This window comes from Caulobacter sp. 05L422 (genome assembly GCF_056397765.1).
This window is the reverse complement of record NZ_JBFTOB010000025.1, coordinates 22,566-48,061: the sequence shown is the minus strand read 5'-3', so window position 1 is coordinate 48,061 and position 25,496 is coordinate 22,566. Positions and strand designations below refer to the sequence as shown.

The window sequence follows — 25,496 nt, the reverse complement described above, 5'->3', positions numbered from 1 at the left end:
CGCCCGGGCGTTGTCAGTCGTATCCAGAGCGTGAAGGAGTCCGCCATGTCCACGATCCGCATCGACGCCAACGCCGTCTCCGGCGTCTGGGCCCGGGGCCTGGACAGCGCCTCGCCGTCCGCCGCCGGTCGTCAGGGCCAGGCGTTCGGCGACTTCTCGGCCTTCTCGCGGCAGGACGGGGCCTTGAGCCTCTCCTCCAGCCATCGCGATCTGGACAGCACGGCCCGCGCGGTCAGCGATCACCTCACCGACACCCGCGACAACGGCTTCGGCTGAGGCTAGCCTTCCGGCGTCATGGCCGAACGCATCCTCAAGGCCGAACCGGACTGGTTCGGCGCCGCCCAGGCCCTGGTCGAGGGACTGCAGGCTCAATCCACTCTCGACGGCCGGGTCGACGTGCTTGAGCGCGTCTGCCTGGACCTGGGCGAGGCGCTGTATCCCGGCTTCGCCAAGCTGCTGGCCGCCGTCGACCATTTCGGCGACCAGGCGGTCAAGGCGCTGGTCGCCGACGCCCTGGCCCAGGCCCTGATGACCGCGCGCCTGCCCTCGACGCGGCTGCCGGCCTGGGGCGCGGGCGGCTTCGCGGGGCTGGGCGGCCTGGACGGTCCGCTGCGCACCAATAGCCGCAACGTCGGACCGCTGGAATTTCTGTGCGTCTGGCTGGTGCGCGACGTCAGTGACGAGGCCCTGAGCGGCGAGGCCTTCGAGACCGCCGCGACCTATCTGATCGACCTGATCTCGGCCTCGCCCCGCGCGGCGGCCTTGTATGTTGACAAGCTGAGGGCCGACGCCGGGGATCCGACCGAAGGGCTGCACAACGCTCAGACCCGCCGGCTGATCGAGACCCTGGCCGAGCGCTGGGCGGCCGGGGACACACCGGCCGAGGTGGCCCGCGCCGTGGCCCGCGCGGCCGAGGCCGACCGGGGCGCCGCGCGCTGGGGTCTCCCGCTCCGCTGACCGCGTCCGGCTCATCACCGCACCTTCGGGATCAGGCGCTCGAAGTCGCCGTCGTCCGCCTCGACCAGCATGTCGGCCAGGGTCAGGCCCCGCACCTCCAGTCGCTTGCGCAGGGTTTCCAGCGCCTTGGTCACCTCGGGCGTGGCGTTGGGATGGGCCGCCAGGGTCAGCGACAGCGAGCCGTCCGCGCCCCGCGCCAGACCCAGGCCGGTCAGGGGCGAACCGCGATCCGACAGACCCATGGCCACGCCCTTGGACGTATTGCCGCCGGCGGCCAGCCAGGCCTTCTCCATGGCGGCGGCGAAGGCCTCGATCTCCGCGCCCGTGGCCCCGGCCGGCATCTGGATCACGACGGGCTCGGCCGCGCCGTGGGACGTCGCGCCCGGCGTCCCGACGCCCTCGACCGGCGCCTTGTCGGTGGTGGCGACCTCGCCGGCGCTCTTGAAGTCGTGGGCGGGACCGAACAGGGCGGACAGGTCGGCGCCGTCTTCGCTGCGATCCTCGTCCTTGTGCTCGGCGCGGGACGGCTGGCGAGCGGTGGGCTCGCGACGCTCGGCGGCGCGCTGCAGGGCGGCGTTGAACTCGGCCCCGCGCCAGGGCGTGGCGGGCTCGCTGGCCGCGAACCGCTGGGGCGGGGTCGAGCGCTCGGTGGTCGAGACGTCGCGGGTATGGGTCATGTCACGGCTCTCCGGGCGTGCAGGAATCGGACGCCGCTCAGCTCCTCGATTTCCTGCTGCTGTCGTTCATCGCGTTCGGCCAGCAGGGCCGAGCGGGCGCGGTCACGTTGGCCGCTCATCGCCTCGAACCGTCCCTGGGCGCGGACCAGCGCGCGCAGGGCGGCGTCCAGATCCTCGCGCGCCAGCTGGACCGCGATATGCTCCTGGTCGCGCTGAGCGACGTCGCCGGCCTTGGCGTCCGCGACCATCTCGCGGCGGGCCAGGGCGGTCTCGACCATGGCGGCCGAGCCGGACAAGCCCTCGGCGAACCAGGTGTCCAGGCGAGCCAGGGCTGTGTCATGCGCCGCAATCGCCGCCTCGCGGACGGCCAGGGCGTGTTCGGCGGCGGCCAGGGCGTCGCGGGCCGCGACGGCCTCCAGGCGGGCGACCTCCACCCGGCGCTCGCGCAGGCGGACCACCGGGGTCAGGATGTCCAGCTGGCGGCGCGGGTTCATGCGGCGGTCTCCGCCAGGGTCGCCAGGGCGTCGGCCACGGCGACGCGGTCGTGCGGACCTTGGCGCAGCAGGGCCTCGATGGCCGGCCGCTTGGCGATGGCGACGTCGGCCAGCGGGTCGCCGCCGGCCTTGTACTCGCCGATCTGCAGCAGGAACTCGATGTCGGCGTACTTGGCCATCCAACCGCGGACCTTGGACGCCTGGGCCTGATGCTCGGCCGAGGCTACGCGCGGGAACACCCGGCTGAGGCTGGCGGCGACGTCGATCGCCGGATAGTGCCCGGCCTGGCCCAGCTTGCGCGACAGATAGATATGGCCGTCCAGGATCGAGCGGACCTCCTCGCCGACGGGGTCGCCGCCGTCCTCGTCCTCGATCAGCACGGTGTAGAAGGCGGTGATCGCGCCGCCCTCGGCCGCGCCGGCCCGTTCGAACAGCCGCGGCAGCTCGGCGAACACCGAGGGCGGGAAGCCCCGGCGCACGGCCGGCTCTCCCACCGACAGGCCGATTTCGCGCAGGGCGCGGGCGAAGCGGGTGACGCTGTCCATTTGCAGCATCACCTTCAGGCCCCGGGCCCGGAAGCCCTCGGCGATGGCGGTGGCGACGTGGGCGGCGCGGACCCGCTCCATGGCCGGCCGGTCCGAGGTCGAGACGATCACCACCGAGCGGGCCAACCCCTCGGGACCCAGGCAGTCGTCGAGGAACTCGCGCACCTCGCGGCCCCGTTCGCCGATCAGGGCGATCACGTTGACGTCGGCCTGGGCGTGGCGGGCGAACATGCCCAGCAGGGTCGACTTGCCGCCGCCGGCCATGGCGAACACCCCGACCCGCTGGCCTTCGCCGGTGGTCAGCAGGGTGTCGACGCTGCGCACGCCGGTGGCGAACACGCTGTCGATCGGTGAGCGCGCCAAGGGGTTTGGGGCTTCGCCATAGACGGCCTGCGGGCGCACCGGGCCGGTGATCGGGCCCAGGCCGTCCAGCGGCTCGCCATGAGCGTCCAGCACCCGGCCCAGCAGGCCGTCGCCGACGCCGATCTCGCTGCGGCGCGGCCCGGCCAGCACCTCGGCGTCGATCGATAGGCCTTCCAGCCGGGTCAGGGGCGTCAGGATGGCCGCGCCGTCCTGGAAGCCGACCACCTGGGCCTTCACCTGGCCGCCGGTGGCGCGGTCGATGATCTCGCACTCCTGGCCGATACGGGCGTCAAGGCCGGTGGCGCGGATCGTGGTGCCGAACGCCTGGACCACGCGACCACGCCGCTCGACGGTGCGGGCGTGGCGGAGGGCGTCGCGCAGGAGGTCCGGCGTACTCATGCGGCGGCCTCGTCACGGGCGGCGAACACGGTTTCCAGCGCCTTCAGCTGAACTTCCAGACTGGCGTGGGTGCGGCCCGAGGGCGTGTCGAGCACGCAGTCGCCGGCCGGCAGGTCGGGGTCGGCGTGGACCTCGATCCGCGCCCCGATGGGCCACAGGCGGCGGCTGACGGCGCCGACGGCGTCGGGCGCCACGCGGACGCCGATCGGCTCCTCGGGCAGCAGGTCGCGGGCGGCCTGCTCGGCCAGGGCGGCCAACACCTCGTCGGGGGCGAGGCCGGCGGCGATGCGGCGGACGATGTCCAGCGCTAGGGTCGCGGAAGAGGCGCGCAGGCGGGCGCGCTCGGCCTGCAGGGCGTTGTGGACGCCGGCCAGAGTCTCGGCGGTTTCGCGGGCGGCCTTGGCGGCGCCTTCGGCGTGGCCCTGGGCGTAGCCCTCAGCGGTGGCGGCGTCGCGAGCGGCCCGGCGATGGGCCTCCAGGCCGGCGACGATCTCGACGGCCTGGGACAGGTGGGCCACCTCCTCGCGGCGCAGGATCGGGTCGTCGGTCAGCAGGACGGAGGATGGCGCGGCGGCGAGCAGCAGATAGCTCATGCGGCGGTCTCCATCAGGCCGGCCTCGATGGCCATCAGGCTGCCCCGCGCGGCGTGTTGGGCGGCTTGGCCGACGGCGATCGACAGCGGCCAGGGCTGGGCGTCCAGCAGACGGGCCAGGCGGGCCGAAAGGGCCGGGCGGTCGGCCAGGTCGGACAACAGCACCGCCGCGCCCAGGTCGCGCAGGCTCTCGTCGCTGGCCAGGGCGGTGTCGCAAGGCGAGGGCGGGATTAGGCCGGGCGGCGTGGCCAGCACGGCGTCGAGGGTCGCTTCGCCCAGCCGGCGGGCGAGGCGGGCCAGCACCCTGCCGTCGATCGTGCGGTGCAGGGCCGGTGCGCAGGCCATAGCTCCGGCCAGGTGGACGAACAGGTCGCGGCGCTCGATCGGCCAGGACGCCCAGTCGGGCAAGGCGGCGACGTCGGCGAAGTCGACCGCCGGAGTCGGACCGCGTCCCGCCCGTTCGGCCAGCCGACGCGACAGCCGGCGCGCGCGACCGCCGAGCGCCGACGGCCCGTCGAGCACGCGCGCCTGGGCGACGATCCGGGCTCGGGCGTCCGCGCCGCTCATGCCGCCGGCCTCTCGGTCTCGACGGCGCGCAGCCGGGGCCGGGCCTTCTTCTTGGTCCGCCGGGTCAGCAGGTAGGCGCCGACGCCGCCCAGGGCCAACACCACGGCGATGGCCGGCACGGTCAGGGACTTCACCGCCGAGGGCTGGACCGTGGTCATCACCGGCTTGGCCKGGAACATCACCACCGTCACCTTGTCGTAGGGCAGGCCCTCGATCGAGTTGGTGACCAGCGCCTTGATCGAGCCGACCTGGCCCGAAAGGTCGACGTCGGGGTTGTGGCGGATGAACACCGAGGCCGAGGACGGCTTCTGGGTCTCGGCCAGGGGATCGGCCTCGGGCACGGCGATGTGCACCCGGGCCTGGACCACGCCGTCGATCGACGAGATGGTCTGGCTCAGCTCCTGGCTGAGGCCGTACATCAGTCGCGCCCGCTGCTCCATCGGCGAGGAGACGAAGCCCTCCTTCTTGAAGACGTCGCCGAGGCTCTCGAACTTGTCGCGGGGATAGCCTTGGTCGTGCAGCACGGCCACGGCGGACGAGAACTGCTCGGGCCGCGTCTTGAGGGTCCAGACCTTGCCGTCCTTGCTGCTCTTCGCGGCCGAGACGCCCGAGTTCTGGAGCACGGCGACCATCTCGTTGGCCTCGCGCTCGGAAAGGTCGCCGTAGAGCTCCTTCTCGGCGCAGGCCGAGAGGAGCAGCGAGGTGGCGGCCAGGGCGGCCAGGAGGCTCCTGCGCATGGCCGCCTCCCTAAGCCTGTTGCCTGAACAGCTGCTGCAGGCCGTCGGACGTGCGGTTGGCGATGTTCGAGGTCAGCTGGCAGTTGAACATGAACTCGTGGCACTGGACAGTCAGGCCGATCATCTCGCCGGGCGTGATCGCCGCGCCCTTGGCCTCGGCGGCCTTGGCGTGGGCCGCCAGGTTCGAGGCCTGGCCGTTGACGAACTCCAACTGGTTGAAGATGCCCTTCATGGCCGGAGCCAGGGCTTCCGGACCGCCAAGTCCGGAAGGGGGCTGGGCGCCGGCCGTGTGCAGCGCGTTCTGGAACTGGACCGCGTCGGTCATGGTGGCGCCGTAGCCGACCTGGGTGACCTGGGCTTCCTGCGGGGCGACCATGGCCGCCGCCGATACGGGATCGAAGGACATGACGTCTCTTTCGACTTGAGGACCGCTAGTTCTTGCGGGCCATGGTTTCGAGGGCCCGGCCGACGCTGTCGACCGAGGTGGATTCCGAATTGGCCATGAAGTTCATGCGCAGGCTTTCGGCGGTGAGCATGGCCATGACCGAGGGCTTGTCCTCGCCGCCCGGGCCGATCTGGTCGGCCAGTTCGGTGATCTTTACCGCCTGGGCGTCGAGGGTCTGGCCCCAGGCGTGGGCCATGGCTTCGAACCATGTGCCGGGACGGTTCTTGTTGTTCGTGCCCTGGAGGGTGGAGGCTAGGGAGAGGTTGCCAAATCCCTGGATTTCGTCGGCCATCGTCTTGCTCCTTCTCGGTTGGTTGGGGTTTCAGAACATCAGCTTGGTTTGGGCGCCGCCCTTCTCGACGGTCACCGCTTGGCTCTCGACAGCGACGATCCGGTCGCCGGTCGGCAGCATGGATCCGGCGAAGTAGCGGGACCCGTCGGCGGTCGCGACGTAGCCGGCGTCGCCGCCGACCACGGACACGACCCGCTTGGCCGGGCCTTCGTCGAAGACCTTGCCGAAACGGTCGCCGCCGCCGTCGGCGCGGCTGATGTCCAGGGCGCGCAGGCCCCGGACGTCGGTCAGCGCCACCTTCTGCACCTTGGCGACCTGGTCGGCCGGGCCGGTGACCTGCACCTGCACCCGCGCCAGGCCGTTGGGCCGGGCGGTGGCGGCCAGGCCGTTGGCCATGAAGACGTCCTCGACATTCTGAGCCAGGGACTCGCTGGTCTGGACCTCGATGCGGGCGGGGACGTCACGGGTGTCGACGATCTGGCGCAGGCGGTCCTTGTCGGACTCGCGGTTCAGCACGCCGGCGATCACCAGCTTGTCGCCTTCGCCGGTCTTGACCGCCAGGGCGCCGTAGCCCTGCTCGCGCAGCAGGGCGTGAACCTGGCTGGCGTTGGCGTGGTGTCCGCCCCAGATAGGGGCGTTGGCGGCGGCGTAGGTCACGCAGGCCAGGGCGGCGCCGAACACCAGGCCGGGCACGAGGTGCGGCGTGCCGCGCACGAAGGTCATGGCGCGGTCGAACAGGCGGCGCGCCACGGTCTCTCCGTAGTCGTGATCGACCTCGGCCAAGTCGTGGCCGGCGGCGGGCGGGGCCGTGGTCAGCAGCCGCTCGGCCTCGGCCCAGCGTGGGCTGCCCTCGATGCCGATGGCCACCGCGTTGTCGCCGATCAGCAGCGGCAGATAGAACGGCAGCACGGCGCGGGAAGGGGCGGTCAGCACGTGGCCGAGCATCTCGGCGCCGCCTTCCAGGATTTCGATGTCGGCGGCGTCCTCCCGCGCCGTCAGCCGCACGCGGATTCCCTTGGCGCTGGGGTCGCGCAGCACGATGTCGGCGTCGAAGCCGTGGCCGAGGTTCACCGGCTCGCCGTCGCCAAGGGAGGCTGACGCGCCCCGCACACGGCCGGCCAGAACCTTGAGGACCAGGGTTTCCGAAGACGTTTCGAGGGCTGTGTCGAACATGGCGCCTAACCGGGGTTGGGGATGGGTTGCATCGTGCCGCTCGGCGGAGCCGCCGGCGGAGTGGGGGCGGGCTGCGGAGCCGCGCGGCTTCTGGCGGCGCGGGGCGGCTTCTTGCGCTCGACGGGCAGGGGCGGGGCCGAGGGCAGGGGCGCGTTCTCGAAGCCCGAGGCCGGCGCATCATAGCGTAGGCCCGCCTGGGTGGTGGAGCGCGCCGAGCCGATCGGGGCGAGGCGCGGGGTGATCAGGAACATCCGCTCGATCCGGCCGCTGCTGCGCGACTGAACCTTGAACAGGGCGCCCAGGCCCGGAATGCTGCCCAGCACGGGGACCCGGGTGGTGCCGGTGGTGTCGGATTGCACGGTCATGCCGCCCAGCAGCAGGCTTTGTCCCTCGACGATCATGGCCTGGGTGTTGAGCGCCGAGCGGCGGACCACGGGGATGTTGTCGACGGTGGCGTTGGTCAGCGCGCCGTCCTCGATGCTGACCAGCATGCGGATGCGGGTCTGGTTGTTGTCGCGCGTGACGTGGGGGGTGACGCGCAAGGTGGTGCCGCTGCTGACGTTGAACAGGTCGACGTCGCGCTCGCCGGCCAGGCGGACGTAGAAGTCGCGGGTGTTCTCGAACACCGCCTCGACGTTCGACAGGGTGACGATCTGCGGTCGCGAGACCACGCGGGCCACGCCCTCGGTCTCCAGGGCGTTGAGCCGGGCCGAGAAATAGTCGCCGTCGCCGATGATCGTCGAGGCCACCAGGCCGGCGACCGACTTGGGCGAGGTGTTGCCGCGGACCAGGTTGCTGTCTTCCAGGCCGGGCGGCGCATTGGGGCCGCGGCCGAACTGGACGCCGCCGTTGCCGTCGTCGAACCGCCAGTTGATCCCAAGGTCGCGGGCCTTGGTGGTGTCGATGTCGATGATCGCCGCCTCGATCTCCAGCAACTGCGGCTCGACGTCGAGGGCGCGGACCAGCTCCTCGTAGGCCGACATCCGCTCGGCCACGTCGCGGACGATGACGGCGTTGAGGCGTGAGTCCGCCTGGATGCGGATCGGGTTCTGCGGCGAGTAGACGCCGGTCTGCTCGCTGGCCAGCGGCAGGCCCAGCGTGCCCTGGTCGTTGGCGTAGCCGGGCCCGGAGGGGTTGGGCGTGCCCAGCGTCGCCAGGCCCTGACCGCGCAGACCCTGGACGGCGGCCGGGATCAGGCTTTCGCTGCGGGCGCTGGAGCCGGCGCGCTCGTTGGGATCGGAATTGACCAGCGAGCGCACGATCGAGGCGACGCCGGGAATGGTCACTTGCTTGGAGCCGACGGTCAGGTTCACGTCGTCGGCCCAGCCGTAGCGCAGGTAGAACACCCGGTACTGCAGGGTGGGCGAGGCGGCCTCGGCCTGGGCTCCGCCGCGCGCCAGTTCGTCGACCTGCTGCAGGAAGCGCGGCGCGCCCGAGGCCAGCAGCATGTCGCCGGTGGCGCGCAGGGTGTTGCGGTTGTCCATCAGGCCCAGTTGCCGGGCCGCGCGGTCGACGCGCCGCGAGGCCGAGGCCGAGATCGGGAAGCTGCGGCTCGACAGCTGCGAGGCGGTGTAAACATAGGCCGCGCCGCCGTCGTAGTAGGTGACCAGGTCGAAGGCCTTGGAGACGTCGGCGTCGATCTTGGCGGCCGGGCCGCGGAAAACGCCGTTGATCGTGCCGGCCACCGAGGACGAGATCACCACCGGCACGCCGATCTGGCTGTAGAAGTTCTGCAGGAACTGGCTGATCGGCTGCTCGCGCGCCGTCAGGTCCACAGTGCGCGAGCCCAGGGGGACGTCGCCGGCGACGGCGACGGGAGGCGGGATCAGCAGGGCGGCGCCGAGGCCGGCCGCGAGGAAGGTCTTTTTCCAAGAGCGACGGGGTGCGGTGACATGGTCCGGTCGTAGGTGCATTCCGTCTCCAGGGTCAGGCCGCCGCGGGCGCGCTTTGGGGTGGTTCGGGATCGTTCGGCACGACGGTCAGCGGGTCGCGCGGGAAGGCGACGCGGCCGACGATGTCGAGCTTCAGGCTGGGCAGCAGTTCGTGGAACGACAGCACGCCCAGGTCGAAGCGGGCGGGCTCGATCAGCTTGCGCACATGCCGGCGCAGGTCGATCGCGGCCAGCAGGACCGGCGCGCCGGTGTCGTCCACCTTGGCCAGGATGGCGTCGGTGACCCGGCGCGACATCTCCGGATCCAGCGCCAGCTGCTGGGCCCCGCCGCCGGTGCGGATGGCTTCGCGCAAGTGCTGCTCCAGCGGCGGCTCCAGCACGATGGCCTTGAGATCCTCATTGGGGGCGTAGCGGTGGCTGATCTGGCGGCGCAGGGCGACGCGCGCGAATTCGGTCAGGGCGAAGGGGTCCTTCTCGCGCTGGCCGGCGTCGGCCAGGGATTCCAGGATGTCGCGCAGATTCCGCAGCGGGACCTCCTCCTCGGCCAGACGGCGCATGACCTCGGCGATGCGGGCCAGGGGCAAGGCCCGGGCGGCTTCCTTGACCACCTCGGGATAGTCGGCCCCGGCGCGGTTCAGCAGGGTGCTGGCTTCCTGAATGCCGACGAAGAGGCCGGTGTTGCGGCGCAGGGCCTGGCGCACGGCCTCCTGCAGGGCGGCCAGGTCCGCCGGGTCGGCCAGTTCGCCCGCGCCGATCGGGGCCTCGAAGGCCAGCAGTCGCCAGCGGGCCGGGCCGGCCGCCTCGCCGTAGTGGAATGAGGCGCGGGGCAGGGCGACGCCCAGCCGGACCTCGAAGCCCTCGAGCACTTCCTCCAGCGCGCGGGCCAGGACCGCGCCCTCGTGGCGGCGGACGCCATCGCCGTCCAGCTCCAGCAGCAGCGGCACGATCGGCTGGGCGTCGAGGGTGCGGGTCTGGGCGGCCACGGGAGGGGCCTTGGTCTCGTCGGCCAGCACGCGTCCCGGGAGGAACCGCTTGGTCAGCTTGGACCGCAGGTCGACGTCCAGCAGGGCGCCGGTGACCAGGGCCACGCCGCCCAGCAGCAGGAACACCGGGGCCGGGAAGCCGGGCACCAGGGCCAGCAGCCAGCAGATGCCGCCCGCCACCAGGAACACCCGCGGCTGCGCGGAGAACTGCCGACGCACCGCGTCGCCCAGGTGGCTCTCGCTGTCCTCGTCGGTGGTGCGGGTGACGATCAGGCCGGCGGCCATGGCCCCCAGCAGGGCTGGGATCTGGGTGACCATGCCGTCGCCGATGGTCAGGATCGAGTACTTGTGGATCGCCGCGCCGAACTCCAGGCCCTGCTGGATCATGCCGATGGCCAGGCCGCCCAGCAGGTTGATCACCACGATGATGATGCTGGCGATGGCGTCGCCTTTGACGAACTTCATCGCGCCGTCGAGGCTGCCGTGGAGCTTGCTCTCCATCTCCAGCACGCGCCGGCGGCGCTTGGCCTCGTCCTTGTCGATCATGCCCGAGCGCAGGTCGCTGTCGATCGACAGCTGCTTGCCCGGCATGGCGTCCAGGCTGAAGCGGGCAGCCACTTCGGCGACGCGCTCGGCGCCCTTGGCGATGACGATGAACTGCACGACGGTGATGATCAGGAACACCACCAGCCCGACCACCAGATTGCCTCCGGCCACCAGGGTGCCGAAGGTGTCGATGATGTGCCCGGCGTGACCCTCGATCAGGATCATCCGGGTCGTGGCGATCGACAGGGCCAACCGGTAGAGGGTGGTGATTAGCAGCAGGCTGGGAAAGACCGAGAACTCGACGATGGTCGAGATGTAGATCGCCACCAGCAGCAGCATCACGCCGAAGCAGATGTTGACCGCCACCAGGGTGTCCAGCGCCAGGGCGGGCAGGGGCAGGATCATCAGGCCGACGATGGCCACCACCCCGGCCACCAGGAACAGGTCGCTGAACCGCGCGACCAGGCCTTGATTGGGACGGCGCTGAAGGCGCTTGAGATAGGATTCGACGCTCATCGTCTCCGTCCCTCCGTTCCCGCTACTGGGCGCCGCGCGCCGAAACGAAGGTGCGGTACTGCCCCATGACGCTGGTCACGTAGCCCTGGGTCTCGGCATAGGGCGGGGTCTTCAGGCCGTACTTGATCACCGCGCCTTCGCCGGCGTTGTAGGCGGCCAGCACCAGTTCCAGGTTGTTGCCGAAGCGGTGCTGCAGGTTCTTCAAATAGGCCGCGCCGGTGCGGATGTTGATCATCGGGTCGCTGAGCTCGACCAGCGGCTCGCGGACGCCGAAGCGCTTGGCGGTGGCGGGCATGATCTGCATCAGGCCGCGGGCGCCCTTGGGCGAGACGGCGGCGGCGTTGCCCCGGGATTCCACGTGCATGACGGCGCGCAGGAAATCAGGATCGATGTCGTAGTCGCGGGCGACCGCGGCGGTCTGGCTGGCGTAGAGCGCGGTTCCGGTCAAACCCCGAGACGCGACCACGATCGGAGTCGCCGTCATTCGTCCCGCAGAGATCACGGCGGTCGCCGTGACGGGCGCATCATAGAGCCTGAGCTGCTCGGATGCCGCCGTTGGTTGAGTTTCAATCTTGCAATCGGCGAGCGCCAAGGAAAACTTCTCGTTGAGCGCTTGGGTCGAACTGAATTTCAACCCGTCGTCAGTCTCGCATTCATAAGCAAGTGCTGGGCATGCTGCTAGTAATATTAAACAGGCGATAGGAGGCGCTACGCAGAACTTGCGCATACATTAGTCCCTTTATGTAGCGCCCCGTCTATGTTCCCAACGATTGAAAGGTTAACTTTCGTCTATCTAGCCTGTCAACTGCGCAATCGTGACAATTTTTAGGTACAGTATACTGATATTATGGCGGGATAATCCAAGCTTAAGCTTTCGCTATTCTATGGTTGAGCTTGTCATCTTTCCGCCCCAATTAGATACCAACTCGCTATTTTCGTAGGCCGATCAACGGTCAAGGACCCACGTTCTTCGCGGACGCACGCTATGGCTGAGAAGAACGATGGTGGTGACAAAACCGAAAAGCCGACACCCAAGCGCCTCTCCGACGCCCGCAAAAAGGGCGACGTCCCCAAGAGCAAGGACGTCACTTCGACGGCGGTTCTGGGGGGCTGGCTGCTGCTGGGGCTGATGGTGACCGGCTTCGCGTTCGACCGGCTCGGCGGGCTATTCGACGAAATCTTCGCCGTCATGGATCGGCCGTTCGCCGAGGCCTGGCCGATCGCCGGCGCGGCGGCGGGGAAGGCGTTCGTGTCGATCACCGCGATGCTGCTGCTGCCGATCGCGATCTTCGGGATGCTGGTCGAATTCGCCCAGGTCGGACCCGTCTTCACGCTCGAGAAGATGAGCCCGAAGATGTCGCACATGAACCCCGGCGAGGGGCTCAAGCGGATGTTCAACACCGACAACCTGTTCGAGGTGGTCAAGTCGCTGGCCAAGACCCTGCTGTTGGTGGTGCTGACCTGGATCGTGGCCGTGGCGGCCTTCGACAAGCTGATGGCCGTGCCGACCGGCGAAGCCGACGGCGCCCTGGCGGCCTATGGCGGGATCACCTTCCAACTGCTGGCCGGCACGGTGGGGGTGTTCCTGTTCGTGTCGATGCTGGACTTCGCCTACCAGAAGTTCTCGTTCACCAAGAAGATGCGGATGAGCCGGCGCGATATCCGGCAGGAGATGAAGGACTCCGAGGGCGACCCCCACGTGAAGGCCCATCGCCGCCAGTTGCACCAGGAATGGGCGCAGCAGAACGCGGTGCAGGCGGCGCGGGACGCCTCGGTGCTGGTGGTCAACCCCACCCACATCGCCTGCGCCCTGGCCTATGACCCGGCCGAGCACGCCGTGCCGGTGCTGCTGGGCAAGGGGGAGGGGTTGATCGCCCAGGCCATGCGCGAGGCGGCCGAGGCCGGCGGCGTGCCGATCATCCGCAATGTCGAGTTGGCCCGGGCGCTGCGCGACAAGGTCGCCGTCGACGACATCATCCCGCAGGACCTGTTCGCGGCCGTGGCCGAGGTGATCCTCTGGGCGCGAAGGCTGCGCGAGGAGCCGTCGGCTGAACCTTCGCCCGGCGACGACCGTTCAGCCTCAGAAGGGGTCGTCTCGGGCCCGACGTTCCCGCCGCCGCCCGAAGGCGGTTATCGTCCTGACCAGGAGCCCTCGTGAACGTCGCCAGCGCGCTGCTCGAACTGCTGACCGTCGCCTTCGCCCTGGCCATCGTGCTGGGCCTGGCGTTCTTCTCGCTCAAGCTTCTCAAGCGCTTCCAGACCGGCGCGCCCAGCGACGACCAGATCCGCTACCTGCGCGCCTTGCCGGTGGGCCAACGCGAGCGTCTGACCCTGGTGGCCTATCGCGACGAGGTGTTCCTGCTGGGCGTCACCGCCGGGCAGATCACCGTCCTGGATCGCCGGGCCCGCACCGCCGAGGAACTGGCGGCCGAAGCCGTCGCCGCGGAGCGGGCCAGGAGCCGCGCCGCTCAGCCGTCCATGGCCGTACGACGATTGATAGGGAAAACCCTAGCTAGGGAACGCCCCAACTTCTGAGCGCTGTAACAAGATGGTTCTCTGACCCTGCCGGGCGACGGAGCGACGCTCCTTCCGCCCTCCGAGCAAACCGGATCAAAGGAGTGTCGACATGTCTTTCTTGGGAATTGGCGGCGGCGGTAACCTCTTCGGCAGCATCGCCAACATCGCTCTGCAAGGCGCGCTGGGCGTCATGACCGGCGGCGCCTCGCTGATGGTCACCACGGCTCTGAAGACCGTCATGACCGCCATCGGCGACCAGGTGCTGCAGCAGATCGGTCAGAAGCTGGGTCTGCCGCAGGGCGCGATCGACCTGGCCCAGGCCGCCTTCCACACCGCCGCCGGCGATCCGGGCGGCGCGGTCCAGAACATCAGCGAAGCCACCCAAGGCCTGGGTACGGCCGCGGGTCTGAACCAGTTCGAAACCGGCGAGATCGAGCGCCAGGCCTTCGACGGCGCCGCGTTCCTCCGCGACCAGACCCTGGACCAGCTGCAAGGCGGCACGGACGCCGACGGCAAGCCGCGCGGCAAGAGCGCCCTGGCGGCGGCGAGCGGCGAAAGCTTCCTGGTCAAGCTCGCCATCGCGCTGGGCACGGTCGTCGACTCCAAGATGGACAAGATGGTCGCCAAGGCCGGCGAGATCGACAAGGCCGGCAGCGGCGGCAAGTCTCAGACCGCCAAGCTGACCGCCGAGCTCTCGGCTCTGGGCCAGGAGGTCAACATGATCTCCACCGCCCTGAACAACGCGATCAAGTCCCTGGGCGAATCGGCCTCCACCCTGGCCCGTAAGTCCTAGAACCTACCGCGCCTCGAGCGCCAGGGCGGCGGAGGAAACTCCGCCGCCCCAGTGCGTTCAAGGCCTACGACCAACGTACGAGGAGACCCGCATGCGTTTGAAGTTCAAGGTCGCCCTGGCGCTCGCGACGGGTCTAGCTCTGACATCGCCCGTGCTCGCGCAGGACTTTCCGGCGCCCTTCGCGGGTCTCATGCAGTCCGAAACCAATCGGATGCTGATGGACAATCTCCGCAACCGCAATCTGGGCCTGCTCGACTCTCCACGCGCTGGAGGGCTCTCCGCCCCGCAAGCGGGGGCCGCCCAGCCCAATCGTTTCGCGGCCACGCCTGGAACGGCCTCCGTAACGACCCGCTATCGCGCCTCGCCACAGGTCAGCGCCCGGGTCCGCAAACAATTTTCCGACTACATGGCCAAGCAGGCGGGCGCCGAGGGCGGCCAGAAGATCGCCGCCGCCATGGAGCGCACCGATCCGGTCCAGAACTGGGCGCGGCTGGTCAACAGCGACGGCCTTCGCCCCGGCGACACCGCCGACGCCCTGGCCGGCTATTGGGTGCTCAACTGGATGATCGCCAATCGCGGCGACAACACCCGCCTCCAGACCCTCGCCGTGCGCGAACAGGTCCGGCCGATCATCGCCAGCAATCCGGGTTACGCGCGGCTTAACGAGGCCCAGCGCCAGGAATTCGCCGAGGTGCTGATGCTGAACTTCCTGGTCCAGCACGCGGCCTACACCGACGCCCTGCAGCGACACGACGACTCGACCGCGCGTCGCCTGGGCGACTCGGCCGTGGCGCGCTTCCGTAACGAGATGGGCATCGACCTGCGCCAGATCACGCTGACCGAGAACGGGTTCGTGCGGCGACGCTGAGGTTCCGCCAAGGAGGAGAAGATGCGCATAGACACCCGTGTCGCCGAGGCGGCCGATCCGACACCCTCTCGCGTCGATGACGCGACGCTGGCGGTGGAGACGTTCCGCAACTCCGGCCGCCTCGACAACGAGCTTCTTCGGCTGGCGCCGCGTGGAGACCTCGCCCGGGCCATGGCGTCCCTGCCGCCGGCCGAGCGCGGCGCGCTTGAAGGCGCGCTCGGGGAAGCCGGCTTGGGCGGGCTGGTCGACGGCGTGCTGGGCGCGGCTGTCGATGTCGCCGACGTCGCGGCCGATCCGCTGGTCGAAACGCCTTCCGAGCAGAGCGCCGAGGCGATGCAGGGCGACGTGCAGGCCCGCTGGCTGTCGGACCTGCGCGGCCAGGCTGAGCTGGACGCGGCCCTCTCGCCCTTCGCCAAGCTCGACCGCCCCGCGGCCGCCCTGGCCGCCGCGACAAGCGTCCGCGCGATCGCCGATCTGGATTCATGAGGTTTCCCGCCAGACTCGCGCTGATCGTCGCGGCGATGCTGAGCGGCGCGGCGGGCGGCCAGGCCCCGGCCCAGGATTTCTCGGGCGTCGCAGGCCAGTACATGGACTTCGGGGCGTCGGCGATGGCGGTCGGCCAGTTGAACAACGTGCTGGGCTCGACGGTCCAGGGCGGCGGAAACGGCGATCGGCCAGCCGGCGGCGGCACGGTGGCGTCAGGTTCGCGGCAGACCGTAGACACCCGCTATCGCGCCTCGCCCGTCGTCTCGACCCGCGTGCGAGGGCAGTTTGCCGATTTCGTGGCCAAGGCCGACCCGGCCAACGCCGACCGCCTGCGCCAGACCGTCCAGGAGAAGGACTTGTTGGGCCTCTGGGAAAAGCACGTGTCCGTCGATGGTCTGCGTCGCGGAGACGTGGCGGACGCCATGACCGCCTATTGGGTTCAGAATTGGCAGATCGCCAACAACGTATCGTTCGCGAACCGCGGCCAGGTGCAGGCCGTGCGGGGGCAAATCTTCCGAATCCTCGGCGCCGATCCGGCCTTCGCGCGTCTCGATGACGCCGGCAAACAGGAGACGGCCGAGGTGTTCATGCTCAACTTCGTGGCCCAGGGTTCGGCGTTTTCGGACGCCACGACCAAGGGGGAAAAGGGTTTGAGCAATCGGTTGTCCGAGGCCGCGGTCGCGCGTTTCCGCAACGCGCTGCACGTCGATCCGCGGCAATTGAAGTTGACCCAGGCCGGCTTCGCGCGCTGAGGCGCATGGCGCGTCGGGGCCCCAGGCCTAGGTCGCGCCGCGGAGGTCCTGGGTCGCGCCGTCGATGATCCGGACGAACTGCTCCACCGCGTCGGCGCGGGCAGCGCCGGGGGCGGGTTCGCGCTGCAGGCCGGCGGCGATGGCGCGCATCAGCGGCTCGACCAGGGCTGCCGGGGTCATGTGCGGCTTGCTCGTCGCCTGGGCGCGCAGTTCGCGGGCGAAGTCGGTCAGCACTCGTTCGATCCGGCCCGCGTCGACCGGCGAGGTGGCCGACAGCCGGCCGGCGACGGTCTGACCGCTCTGGGCCGCCAGGGTGCGCAGGTCGCCGCCCACTTGGGCCATGCTGCTCTGGCCGTGCTCGGCCCAGGTCTGGGCCAGGGCGCCCGCGCGATCGCCGCCGTGCAGGGGATCGACCAGGGCCGCGCCGGTGATGGTGGCCATCGCCTCCAACGCCAGCCGCGCCACCCCGGCCCGCGCGGCCGTGGTCGAGGGGGTGGAGGTCGAGAATTCGGCGCCCGCTGTACGTTCGATTGGACGGATCATGAGGGCGCCGCCTCCACCTTGGTGACCCGAAGGCCAGGCTTGAGCGCGTCCCAGCCGACCACGGCGCCGATGGCCTGGATGCTGTTGCGGCCGTCCGCCAGCTCCTCGTTCTCGCCGTCGAAAGTGAGGATCGCCGTCGAACGCCCTCCTTGCCGCACGGCGAAGCGCGCCCAGGGATAGCCCTCGACGATCTCCAGGCGGGCGTCCGGATAGGCGGCGCGGAGATCGGCGACCGTGGCTCCCGGCTGCATGGCGACGGCTCCCTTGAACGCGGCCCGGACGTAACGGCCCGACAGGACGGCGCCGACGCCGCAGCCCTGGAAGTCGGTGCTGACGATCGCGCCTTGAGGGGCGATATCGACCTTCACGCCGGCGGGACGAGCGGCCAGGTCCTGGGCGCTGACCGACAGGTCGGTCGCCTCGAACGGCACGACCTTGGCGTCGATCGTCTGGCCGTTCAGCGGGCCCTCGGCCTCGATCTCGCAATCGGCCGCGGCGGCGGCCCCGTCGGCCGGGTTCGAGCCGCCCTTGAGGCTGACGCGCCAACCCGCGCCGACGGGCGCCAAGGTCAGGGTCGCGCGCCGGTCGCCTTGCATCGCATAGGCGCCGGCGGGCGACGCGGCGGTCGTCTGTTCGGGAGCGGATCCGGCGGCGGCATCAGACGGGGGGGGATCGACGGCCGCCGCCGGGCGCTCGCAACCAGCCGAGACCAGCGCAAGGACGAACAGGGAAAACAGGCGAGGGGGCATCACGCCAGAACGCGAGGCGGGCCCGAGGGTTCTCATGCGGCGCTCATCGGTCGAGCATGGCCAGGGCGTCGCGCCGCTCGTCGGCGAACCGGGCGGCGACCGAAGCCTGCACCTGGGCCGAGGCGCTGGTGAAATAGGCCAGGGCCCCGCTGGCGTCACGCTTGCCGCGTTCGTCGTAGATCGCGTTGATCAGGGCGCGGTCATAGGCCTGGCCGTCGGACGGCTTGACCCCTTGCGCCTCGACCCTGGCCATCGCCTTGACGATGGCGTTGGTCTCCGGGCCGTGCTGCACCGAGGTCGACCAGGCGACGTCCTTCAGGGCGTTCGAACGCGTCGAGAGGTCCAGGCCGGCGGCCGACTGCACATGCGCGACCTGCACGTCGTAGTGGGTGCGCTGGATGTAGGCGTGCTGGGCGGCCTCGAACCTTTCCGGTTCGCGCGCCGCGATCGCCTTCCAGGCCGCGGTGAAGCTGGCCGAACCCGGGCTGGCGCCGCCGAACTCGGCCGCCCAGGCGCGACCCTCGTTGGCCAGGAACTGCTGCGGGCGTCCCAGGTTTCCGGCCAGCTGGTAGGTGCCGTACGACACGCCGCCCGGATCGCCGCTGCCCGAGGACACCGTGCCGGGCCCCCGTCCTCCGGTCTCGTACCGCTCGGACAGGGCGCCCAGAGCGGTGTCGCCGCCGCCGGGCGTCGGCTGGGTGGTTCCGCCGGGCGGACCGTGACGATCGACGTCGACCAGCACGTAGTTGAAGGTCTTCTGGTCGCCCAGGCCGTTCCAGAACGCCTGGAAGTCGCCGGGTTTCAGCGTCTGGCAGCCGGCCGAGCCGGTGTTGGTGTTGCCGCCGGCGTGGAACAGGAATGAGTTGTCGGTGCTCTGGCCCTTGCCCCGAGGATCGTTGGCGTCGATGCGGCCGTCGTGGTTGGTGTCGCGCTCGACGCCCAGGGGGCCGGTCGGCCGCAGCACGTCGCCCAGATTGCCGCTGCGGCTCTTCTGGAAGCTGATCGTGCCCTCGGCCATGCGGCCCAGTTCCAACCGCCCGTCGCCGTTGAAGTCCGAACCGTAGCGGCCGTCGTACTGGCTGGACGGTTCGGTGTTGGCCGAGAACTCCTTCACGGTCCCGCCCGCGCCATTGGCTTGCAGCACCACGATCCGGTCGTCATAGGCGCCCTTGCCACCATTGGCGTTGACGGCGGTGTCGTCGCGAAGACCCAGGATCACCTGCCGCCCCGCGGCCAGGTCGGCCTTGGCCTCGGCGCTGCCGTAGGCGTTCACATAGCCCGCGTAGAGCTCGTACTTCTGGCCAGCGCTGAGGCCCGCCGTCGACGGCAGGGCGCCGGTGGCCTGGCCGGTGGTCTGGGTCTGGACCGAGGTGGAAGGTAGGGGCGTCGAGGGGGACGGCGTCGCGCCGGCGCCCGGGACGAGCAGTTCCTGGCCCACATGGATCAGGTTCGGATTGGCCAGGTGGTTGGCCTGGGCGATCGCCTGCCAGGAGACACCGAACTTCTCGCCGATTTTCGACAGGTTGTCGCCGTCGGCCACCCGGTAGGATCGCGCTTCGCCGGCGCCCGGCGGCAGGGCGATCGTCTGTCCCTGCCGGATCAGGTTGGGATTGACGATCTGGGGGTTGGCGCGGAGCAGCGCGTCCAGCGACACGCCGCGTTCGGCCGCGATGCCCGACAGCGTCTCGCCCGGCTTGACCAGATGTTCGTCGGGCGAGGGCCCGGACGGCCCGCCGCTGCTGACGGAAGTCTGGGTGTTCAGGGACACGCTGCTCATCGGGACGCTCCTCGCACGGACAACTGCCCTGGACGCTACGCTCCGCGATCGCCCCGCATAACTAGGGAAGACCCTAGCTAGGGAAGCTCCCAGCTAGCTGCCGTTCCCCCGCGAGATCATCGTCGACCGCGAACATCGGCGAAATGGAGCCACGCCATGGCTGGTCTCAATGTCGCGGCTTCGGCCGAAGCCTCCACGCGGTTCGCGTCCGCGCAGGTCGGGGTATCGGCCCAGGCTTCCGGGCTCCTGGCCAGCAGCCGCACCGGCGGCCAGCTCAACACCAGCGCGCTGGCCGAACAGTTGGCGGAGGTGGCCAAGTCCGACCCCGCAAAGGCCCAGGCTTTACGCGACGAGATCAACGCGGGCCTGTCGCCCGCCGACCAGAAGCGGCTGGCCGACGACACCGAGGCCGCGACCTCCGCCCAGCGCACCGAACTGATCCTGGACCTGGGTCAGATGGCGCTGGACGTGGCCGGCCTGATCGACCCGACCCCGATCTCGGACGGCGCCAATGGGATCATCTCGCTGTTCCGCGGCGACTTCCTGGGCGCGGGCCTGTCGGCGGTCAGCATGATCCCGTACATCGGCGACGCGGCCAAGCTGGGCAAGTTGGGGCATTGGGCCGAGACGGCCGCCAAGGCCGCGGACCTGGCCAAGGTCGACAGCGCCTTCGCCCAAGCCGCCCGTCCGGCGCTGGAAAAGCTGAAGGGGGCCATCGACGCCCTACCGCTGGACAAGCTGCCGACCAGCGCCCGCGAGACCCTGGAGGGGGCCAGCCGCAAGCTGGACGAGGCGCTGTCGGTGCGGCCGCGCGTCGAGCTGGAGCAGGGCGCCAAGGGCGGCTGGAACGCCCAGCTGAACGGGCCGCTGCAGCCCAACACCGAGTACGTGGTCAGCGGCCGCTACACCTACTACACCGACGCCAAGGGCCGGGTGGAGCAGGTGACCGGCACGCTGGATCTCAAGCACGCCGACCGCAACGGCTACCAGCAGGGCAAGGCGGGGCAGGCGGGCGGGATCAAGGACGGCCAGGCCGGAGACGAGGGCGGCCACCTGATCGCGGCGATCTTCAACGGCCCCGGCGAGCAGATCAACTACCACGCCATGGACGGCACGCTGAACAAGAGCGGCTGGAAGGTGATGGAGAACGAATGGTCGGCCGCGCTGAAGGAAGGCAAGCCCGTCGACGTCGAGATCAAGGCGGTGTTCGACGGCGACTCCAAGCGCCCTGAAGCGTTCAGGGTGGAATACGTGATTGACGGCAAGCCCTCGACCCGCACCTTCTTCAACGACTAGAATCCGCAATGCGCAGCACGGACGGAAGCGTCATGGCCGATCTTGACACCCCCGAAGGCATCTATCGCCACGTCGGCCAGGCCCTGGCCGACAGCGTCGCCGAGCCCTGGTCGGAAATCCGCCTGCGGATCGACGTGATCGACGGCTCGGTCGGCCTGACCGGCGACTACACGCGGGCCGCCTCCGGCGAGACGGCCGATCTGGACGTCCGCAAGCTGGACTATTCGGTCTCGAAAGCGGTGCGCAACCTGCACCGCCTGACCGCCTCCAGCGCCCACGAGCCTTGGTCCAAGGCGGTGTTCGCCGTGAAGGCCGACGGCGCCTTCGACCTCAAATACGATTACGCCCCGGCCTGAGGCCGAGGCGTTCGAGGTCAGAAGTCGGGATCGAAGTTGAAATAGATCGGGTTTGACAATCCGACCATGTTGCCACTCAGGGCCATCGAGCCCGGGACCTCGGGATAGGCCGTCGGCGCGCCTTCGACCTGGACGCGATAGTAGGTGCGGCCCGTCGTGGACGGCGTGTCGTCGAACTCGACCGTCGGCGTCGGTCCATGCGCGGGGTAGGTTTCGAACTTGTCGCCGTTCTTGATCACCGTGACGGTATAGGCGCCGTCGGCCGGAATGGCCTTGCCGGTCAGCTGGACGCGGAAATGGACCGGACGGCCACTGGGCCGGACGTTGTCGCCCATCATCATGTCCATCTTCCCGTCGGCGTCCAGGTCGGCGTAGAACTCGACGCGCGGCGCGTAGGGATTGGCGCTGACCGCCACGCGGCCGTTGGTCAGGGCGTCGACCACCGCCTGGGGCGTACGCGCCTTGGCGAAGACCCAGGTGGTCGGCGTGCCGACGTAATTGGCGGTGGCCTGGACGCTGTTGGGAACGGCCTTGTCGGGCGTGTCCGGCACGCCGTGGTGGGCGTCGCTGCCGCCGCGTCCGGTCAGCTTGCGGCCCGACTTCAGCATGTCGTCCCAGATCATGACGGCGTTGGCGTTCTTGGGCCACATCGCCGAGTTCCACACCTCGATCGAGTCGACGATGTCGTAGGAGAAGCCGAAATTGTCCTTGCCGATCGGGTGGTTGGCCGAGAGGTGGATGCCCAGGGCCCTCTTGACCGCCAGGATCCTCGCGTCGCGGTCGTCACGCACGTCGTACAGGCGCTGGTGGTCGTAGGGGCGAGCGGAGAAGACGTTGCCGTGGCCGCGATGGGTCGTCCATTCGGCGCCGTAGAGCAGCAGGACGGAGTCCGACTTGAACTCCGGGTCGACCCAGGTGTTGTGCGCGACATCGCCGTCCACATGGTTGTCGTGGTCGGTGATGGCGATGAAGTCGAACCCGACCTTCTCGGCGAAGCCGATGATCTTCTTGACGGGGTTGTTGCTGGATTCCTTGCTGTGCCGTGAGTGCAGGTGAAGGTCGCCCTTCAGCCACACCCCGTCCTGCAGGCTGGCGACGGGCGGGATCACCGGCGCCTTGGGGGCGGCGAGGGCGGGGGAGGCCGACAGCATCAGGACGGCCAGGAGCGAGCGTACGCGCATGTCTCTGCTTTCTTCGACGGAAGGGAGCCGATGTCTTGGGAAGAGGAACCGGGCGGCGACCTCGCGCCGCCCGGTCTTTCAAGGCCTCAGAAGCGGGCGCGCACGCCCACCAGGAACGTCCGGCCGTAGTCGGTGTAGCCGGCGAAGCGCTTGTTGCGGACGTAGTTCCACTGCACCGCGTCGGTCAGGTTGATGCCCTGGAACGACACCGAGATCCGCGGCGTGACGTCGTAGGAGATGTCGTAGTCCAGCGAGCCGAACGGGCTGTCGTTGTTGGCCGCCAGGCCGGCGCCGCCGACGTCGCGCAACACGTCGCCGCGCCACGAATAGGTCAGGCGCACCGCCGCCGGGCCCTTCTCGTAGAAAGCCGTGGCGCTGAAGCTGTCCTTGGCCACGTCGACCAGGTCGTCCTTGGTCACGATGCCGGTCGAGGTCGAATAGGTCCCCTGGCTTTCGGTGTGGGTGTAGTTAGCCAGGAAGCCCAGGCCGTCGAACGGGGCCGGCAGGAACTTGAAGGTCTGCTGGTAGGCGATTTCCGCGCCGTAGACATAGGCCCCGCCGCCGTTCTGCGGCGCGGTCAGCAGGTACGTCACGCCGTCGATCACGAACGGCTTGGTCTGGGCGAAGACGAAGGTGGTGATGTCCTTGTAGAACACCCCGCCGATCAGGGCGCTGGACGGCGCGAAGTACCATTCGGCGGTCGCGTCGTACTGCCAGGCCTCGAACGGCCTGAGGTCCGGATTGCCGCCCGCCGCGGTCAGCTGGGTGCTGGTGGCGGTGCTGAGGCGCGGGGCGATGTCGGCCAGGGCCGGCCGGGTGATGACCTTGGACGCCGCGAAGTGCATCTGGAAGTCGTTCGAGACCTCAGCCGCCAGGTTGAACGACGGCAGCCAGTTGCCGTAGCTGCGCACGAAGCTGACCGGCCGCGCGAACGTGCCGTTGTCCAGATAGCCGTCCGAGGTCTGCCGGGTCTGCGCATAGCGCAGGCCGACATCGCCGCGCAGGGTCACGCCTCCGATCGGGAACTCGAAGTCGGCCATGCCGTAGCCGGCGGCGATGCGTTCCTTGATCTCGTAGGAATTGCGCAGGTCGCCTCGGCTCAGGGGGGCGGCCAACTGCTGCTGGAGGTCGGTCGAGGCGCCGAGGAACATGTCCGGACGCGGCTGGAGCCAAGCGCGCGGGATGGTCCCGTCCACCGAGTCCAGGAAGCCCTTCACCGGGAAGGGGTTGAAGAACGAGGCCGGGAATTTGACGCCGACGATGCCGTTCAGCAGCGTCAGGTCGCGGCGGTCGTAGTCGCGGCCGCGCGACTGGATCTTGGCGCCGAAGCGCAGGTTGGTGATCCCGGTGTCGCCGAGCGAGCGCTCGACATCCAGCTTGGCCGCCTGTTCGTGATCGAGCGAGTCGTTGGTGCGGTATTCGATGCGGCGGCCGGGCAGCAGGCCGGGATTGTTGAGATCGGCCGTGAAGTCGAGATTGGGCAACCGGTCGCCGGCCTTGGCGTAGTCGAACGTCACCAGACCCACGGGACCCAGCAGGCGCGACCGGGTGATCGGCGTGGGGGTGTTGGAATAGGCCCGGCTGTAGGTCAGGTCGGTCGCGACCGTCCAGGGACCGTTCGTCCAGGCCGCGTTGCCGCCCAGGATCAGGCTCTGGTAGTCGAGGCTGGAGACCTCGCGACCGATCTGGGTGTTGGTCTGGACCGTCGCGTGGGTCAGCACGCCATCCTCGATCACCGCGCTGCCGGGCACGATGGCGCGGGCCGTCGTGTTCTGGAAGTCGGCCGAATAGGTCATTTCGTCATAGTCGATGCGCAACCGGCTCCAGAGGGCGTCGACGTTGAGCTGGAAGTTGTCGTTGGGCTTCCATTGCAGCGCGCCGGTCAGGCCCAGGCGCTTGCGGTGCTCCTGCTCAAGGGTCGGGCGGGCGCTGGACGGGATCAGGATCGTGCCCGGATCCAGGACGCCGTCGCCATTGGCGTCGATCCGCCCTTCAGTCCAGCCGACCTGGATGATGCGATCCTGCCGCACGGAGCGCTCGTCGTAGACGGCCGAGGCCAGCACGCCCAGGGTTTCAGCCTGGTTCTGCCACGCCGCCAGGCCCGAAAGGCGAGGGTTAACGCCCTTGTCGGCCAACTGCGAATAGCTGCCAGTGGCCGACAGGATCACGGTCGGTTGCTTGAAGTCCAGCGGCCGGAAGGTGCGCATGTTGATGATGCCGGCGATGCCGCCTTCGTCCAGCGACGCCTTGGGGCTCTTGATCACCTCGACCGCGGAGACCAGTTCGGAAGCGAAGGTGTCGAAGCGGAACTGGCGGCCGGTGGTGCCGCCGTCGCGGACGTTCTCGTTCACCGCGGCGGTGCGGCCGTTCAGCGTCACGATGTCGAACGAGGGACCCAGGCCGCGGACGCGGACGAAGACGCCTTCGCCACGGTCGCGGACGATCGACACGCCTGGCACGCGCTGCAGCGCCTCGGCGATGTTCTGGGCGGGGAACTTGCCGATGTCCTCGGCCCTGACCACGTCGATGACGTTGGTCGCCCGGCGCTTCTCGTCCAGCGCCTGGGCCAGGCTGTTGGCGATCCCGGTGACGACGACGTCTTCCATGACCAAGGGCTCGTCGGTCAGCGCCGAAACCGACTCCGGCGCCTCGTTAGGGCGGCGGCGGCGCACGATCAGCGCGCCGGCGCCGTCCTGGGTGACGATGAGCGGCGTGCCTTGGACCAGACGGCGCACCGCGGTCTCGGCGTCGAAGTCTCCGCTGAGGCTGGGAGCGCGCAGGCCCTTGACCGCGTCCTGGGTGAACAGGATGTCCGTGCCGCTCTGCTTGGCCAGTTGCTCCAGCGCGCGATCCATCGGCAGGGCCGGCAGTTGGACGTGCACCGAACGTGACTGCGCCGCGGCCATTCCGGCCCACAGAGCCGCGAGCGCGACGCCCGCGACGAACGAACGGCGCATCCGCCGTTGTAGAACGCTCATGATTTTCCCCGAATGGCGCAGCT

General features: G+C 69.6%; 27 protein-coding genes. 10 read left to right on the top strand and 17 right to left on the bottom strand.

The window, feature by feature from the left end; all coding sequences use genetic code 11:
- Nucleotides 1-45 precede the first annotated feature (45 nt).
- On the top strand, nt 46-276 hold the full coding sequence (locus AC1DMQ_RS21545; RefSeq protein ID WP_477035583.1) for a hypothetical protein: 231 nt from the start codon (nt 46-48) through the stop codon (nt 274-276).
- 18 nt (nt 277-294) lie between these two features.
- Complete coding sequence (locus tag AC1DMQ_RS21540) at nt 295-957, top strand: hypothetical protein (protein ID WP_477035582.1); 663 nt, start codon at nt 295-297, stop codon at nt 955-957.
- 14 nt (nt 958-971) lie between these two features.
- Here AC1DMQ_RS21540 and AC1DMQ_RS21535 read toward each other — a convergent pair whose 3' ends face one another.
- Genes AC1DMQ_RS21535 through AC1DMQ_RS21480 form a run of 12 tightly spaced genes read right to left on the bottom strand, consistent with a single transcriptional unit; the run spans nt 972 to nt 11,661 of the window.
- Nucleotides 972-1,634, bottom strand: a complete 663-nt coding sequence (locus AC1DMQ_RS21535; RefSeq protein WP_477035581.1) for a hypothetical protein — start codon at nt 1,632-1,634, stop codon at nt 972-974.
- Nucleotides 1,631-2,128 carry a hypothetical protein gene (locus AC1DMQ_RS21530; protein WP_477035580.1) on the bottom strand — a complete coding sequence of 166 codons (498 nt, stop codon included), beginning with the start codon at nt 2,126-2,128 and terminating at the stop codon, nt 1,631-1,633. The genes AC1DMQ_RS21535 and AC1DMQ_RS21530 overlap by 4 nt, the downstream gene beginning before the upstream one ends.
- Complete coding sequence (locus AC1DMQ_RS21525; RefSeq protein ID WP_477035579.1) at nt 2,125-3,435, bottom strand: FliI/YscN family ATPase; 1,311 nt, start codon at nt 3,433-3,435, stop codon at nt 2,125-2,127. Before AC1DMQ_RS21525 ends, AC1DMQ_RS21530 begins: the two co-directional genes overlap by 4 nt.
- Nucleotides 3,432-4,028, bottom strand: coding sequence for a FliH/SctL family protein (locus AC1DMQ_RS21520; protein ID WP_477035578.1), 597 nt, complete (start codon nt 4,026-4,028; stop codon nt 3,432-3,434). The genes AC1DMQ_RS21525 and AC1DMQ_RS21520 overlap by 4 nt, the downstream gene beginning before the upstream one ends.
- Complete coding sequence (locus AC1DMQ_RS21515; protein WP_477035577.1) at nt 4,025-4,594, bottom strand: hypothetical protein; 570 nt, start codon at nt 4,592-4,594, stop codon at nt 4,025-4,027. Before AC1DMQ_RS21515 ends, AC1DMQ_RS21520 begins: the two co-directional genes overlap by 4 nt.
- A complete protein-coding gene (gene sctJ / locus AC1DMQ_RS21510) occupies nt 4,591-5,331 on the bottom strand; it encodes a type III secretion system inner membrane ring lipoprotein SctJ (RefSeq protein ID WP_477035576.1) in 741 nt (246 codons plus the stop codon). Before sctJ ends, AC1DMQ_RS21515 begins: the two co-directional genes overlap by 4 nt.
- Before the next feature lie 10 nt (nt 5,332-5,341).
- Complete coding sequence (locus tag AC1DMQ_RS21505) at nt 5,342-5,737, bottom strand: hypothetical protein (RefSeq protein ID WP_477035575.1); 396 nt, start codon at nt 5,735-5,737, stop codon at nt 5,342-5,344.
- A gap of 25 nt (nt 5,738-5,762) precedes the next feature.
- A complete protein-coding gene (locus AC1DMQ_RS21500; RefSeq protein ID WP_035071105.1) occupies nt 5,763-6,068 on the bottom strand; it encodes a hypothetical protein in 306 nt (101 codons plus the stop codon).
- Between the two features lie 30 nt (nt 6,069-6,098).
- Nucleotides 6,099-7,241, bottom strand: a complete 1,143-nt coding sequence (locus AC1DMQ_RS21495) for a SctD/MshK family protein (protein WP_477035574.1) — start codon at nt 7,239-7,241, stop codon at nt 6,099-6,101.
- Between the two features lie 5 nt (nt 7,242-7,246).
- Nucleotides 7,247-9,154: a type III secretion system outer membrane ring subunit SctC gene (sctC, locus tag AC1DMQ_RS21490; RefSeq protein WP_477035573.1), complete on the bottom strand. Its 1,908-nt coding sequence runs from the start codon at nt 9,152-9,154 to the stop codon at nt 7,247-7,249.
- 13 nt (nt 9,155-9,167) lie between these two features.
- Nucleotides 9,168-11,177 carry an FHIPEP family type III secretion protein gene (locus AC1DMQ_RS21485; RefSeq protein WP_477035572.1) on the bottom strand — a complete coding sequence of 670 codons (2,010 nt, stop codon included), beginning with the start codon at nt 11,175-11,177 and terminating at the stop codon, nt 9,168-9,170.
- A 22-nt stretch (nt 11,178-11,199) separates the two neighbouring features.
- Nucleotides 11,200-11,661 (bottom strand): lytic transglycosylase domain-containing protein, encoded by a 462-nt coding sequence (locus tag AC1DMQ_RS21480; RefSeq protein WP_477035571.1) that lies wholly within the window; start codon nt 11,659-11,661, stop codon nt 11,200-11,202.
- A gap of 501 nt (nt 11,662-12,162) precedes the next feature.
- Here AC1DMQ_RS21480 and sctU point away from each other — a divergent pair.
- The 6 genes from sctU (at nt 12,163) to AC1DMQ_RS21450 (ending at nt 16,593) form a co-directional block, all read left to right on the top strand.
- Nucleotides 12,163-13,335, top strand: coding sequence for a type III secretion system export apparatus subunit SctU (sctU, locus tag AC1DMQ_RS21475; protein WP_477035570.1), 1,173 nt, complete (start codon nt 12,163-12,165; stop codon nt 13,333-13,335).
- Nucleotides 13,332-13,712: a flagellar biosynthetic protein FliO gene (gene fliO / locus AC1DMQ_RS21470; RefSeq protein WP_477035569.1), complete on the top strand. Its 381-nt coding sequence runs from the start codon at nt 13,332-13,334 to the stop codon at nt 13,710-13,712. Before sctU ends, fliO begins: the two co-directional genes overlap by 4 nt.
- Nucleotides 13,713-13,803: 91 nt before the next feature.
- Nucleotides 13,804-14,487 (top strand): hypothetical protein, encoded by a 684-nt coding sequence (locus tag AC1DMQ_RS21465; protein WP_477035568.1) that lies wholly within the window; start codon nt 13,804-13,806, stop codon nt 14,485-14,487.
- A 91-nt stretch (nt 14,488-14,578) separates the two neighbouring features.
- The gene (locus AC1DMQ_RS21460) at nt 14,579-15,355 is read left to right on the top strand and encodes a DUF6683 family protein (RefSeq protein WP_477035567.1); all 777 of its coding nucleotides are present in this window, start codon (nt 14,579-14,581) and stop codon (nt 15,353-15,355) included.
- A 21-nt stretch (nt 15,356-15,376) separates the two neighbouring features.
- Complete coding sequence (locus AC1DMQ_RS21455) at nt 15,377-15,841, top strand: hypothetical protein (protein WP_477035566.1); 465 nt, start codon at nt 15,377-15,379, stop codon at nt 15,839-15,841.
- Nucleotides 15,838-16,593 (top strand): DUF6683 family protein, encoded by a 756-nt coding sequence (locus AC1DMQ_RS21450; protein WP_477035565.1) that lies wholly within the window; start codon nt 15,838-15,840, stop codon nt 16,591-16,593. The genes AC1DMQ_RS21455 and AC1DMQ_RS21450 overlap by 4 nt, the downstream gene beginning before the upstream one ends.
- A gap of 27 nt (nt 16,594-16,620) precedes the next feature.
- On the opposite strand, the gene AC1DMQ_RS21445 is transcribed toward AC1DMQ_RS21450, so the two are convergent.
- From AC1DMQ_RS21445 to AC1DMQ_RS21435, 3 genes are all read right to left on the bottom strand, one after another.
- A complete protein-coding gene (locus tag AC1DMQ_RS21445) occupies nt 16,621-17,136 on the bottom strand; it encodes a hypothetical protein (protein WP_477035564.1) in 516 nt (171 codons plus the stop codon).
- Nucleotides 17,133-17,732, bottom strand: a complete 600-nt coding sequence (locus AC1DMQ_RS21440; RefSeq protein ID WP_477035563.1) for a hypothetical protein — start codon at nt 17,730-17,732, stop codon at nt 17,133-17,135. The genes AC1DMQ_RS21445 and AC1DMQ_RS21440 overlap by 4 nt, the downstream gene beginning before the upstream one ends.
- Nucleotides 17,733-17,928: 196 nt before the next feature.
- The gene (locus AC1DMQ_RS21435) at nt 17,929-19,662 is read right to left on the bottom strand and encodes a LysM peptidoglycan-binding domain-containing protein (protein ID WP_477035562.1); all 1,734 of its coding nucleotides are present in this window, start codon (nt 19,660-19,662) and stop codon (nt 17,929-17,931) included.
- Nucleotides 19,663-19,818: 156 nt separating this feature from the next.
- On the opposite strand from AC1DMQ_RS21435, the gene AC1DMQ_RS21430 reads away from it, so the two are divergent.
- Together AC1DMQ_RS21430 and AC1DMQ_RS21425 are read left to right on the top strand one after the other, a co-directional pair.
- The gene (locus AC1DMQ_RS21430; protein ID WP_477035561.1) at nt 19,819-20,958 is read left to right on the top strand and encodes a DNA/RNA non-specific endonuclease; all 1,140 of its coding nucleotides are present in this window, start codon (nt 19,819-19,821) and stop codon (nt 20,956-20,958) included.
- A gap of 32 nt (nt 20,959-20,990) precedes the next feature.
- On the top strand, nt 20,991-21,314 hold the full coding sequence (locus AC1DMQ_RS21425) for an antitoxin YezG family protein (RefSeq protein WP_477035560.1): 324 nt from the start codon (nt 20,991-20,993) through the stop codon (nt 21,312-21,314).
- Nucleotides 21,315-21,331: 17 nt separating this feature from the next.
- On the opposite strand, the gene AC1DMQ_RS21420 is transcribed toward AC1DMQ_RS21425, so the two are convergent.
- Together AC1DMQ_RS21420 and AC1DMQ_RS21415 are read right to left on the bottom strand one after the other, a co-directional pair.
- Nucleotides 21,332-22,495: a CehA/McbA family metallohydrolase gene (locus AC1DMQ_RS21420; protein WP_477035559.1), complete on the bottom strand. Its 1,164-nt coding sequence runs from the start codon at nt 22,493-22,495 to the stop codon at nt 21,332-21,334.
- A gap of 86 nt (nt 22,496-22,581) precedes the next feature.
- Entirely contained in the window at nt 22,582-25,473 is a 2,892-nt protein-coding gene (locus AC1DMQ_RS21415) for a TonB-dependent receptor (RefSeq protein ID WP_477035558.1), read from the bottom strand.
- Between the last annotated feature and the right edge of the window lie 23 nt (nt 25,474-25,496).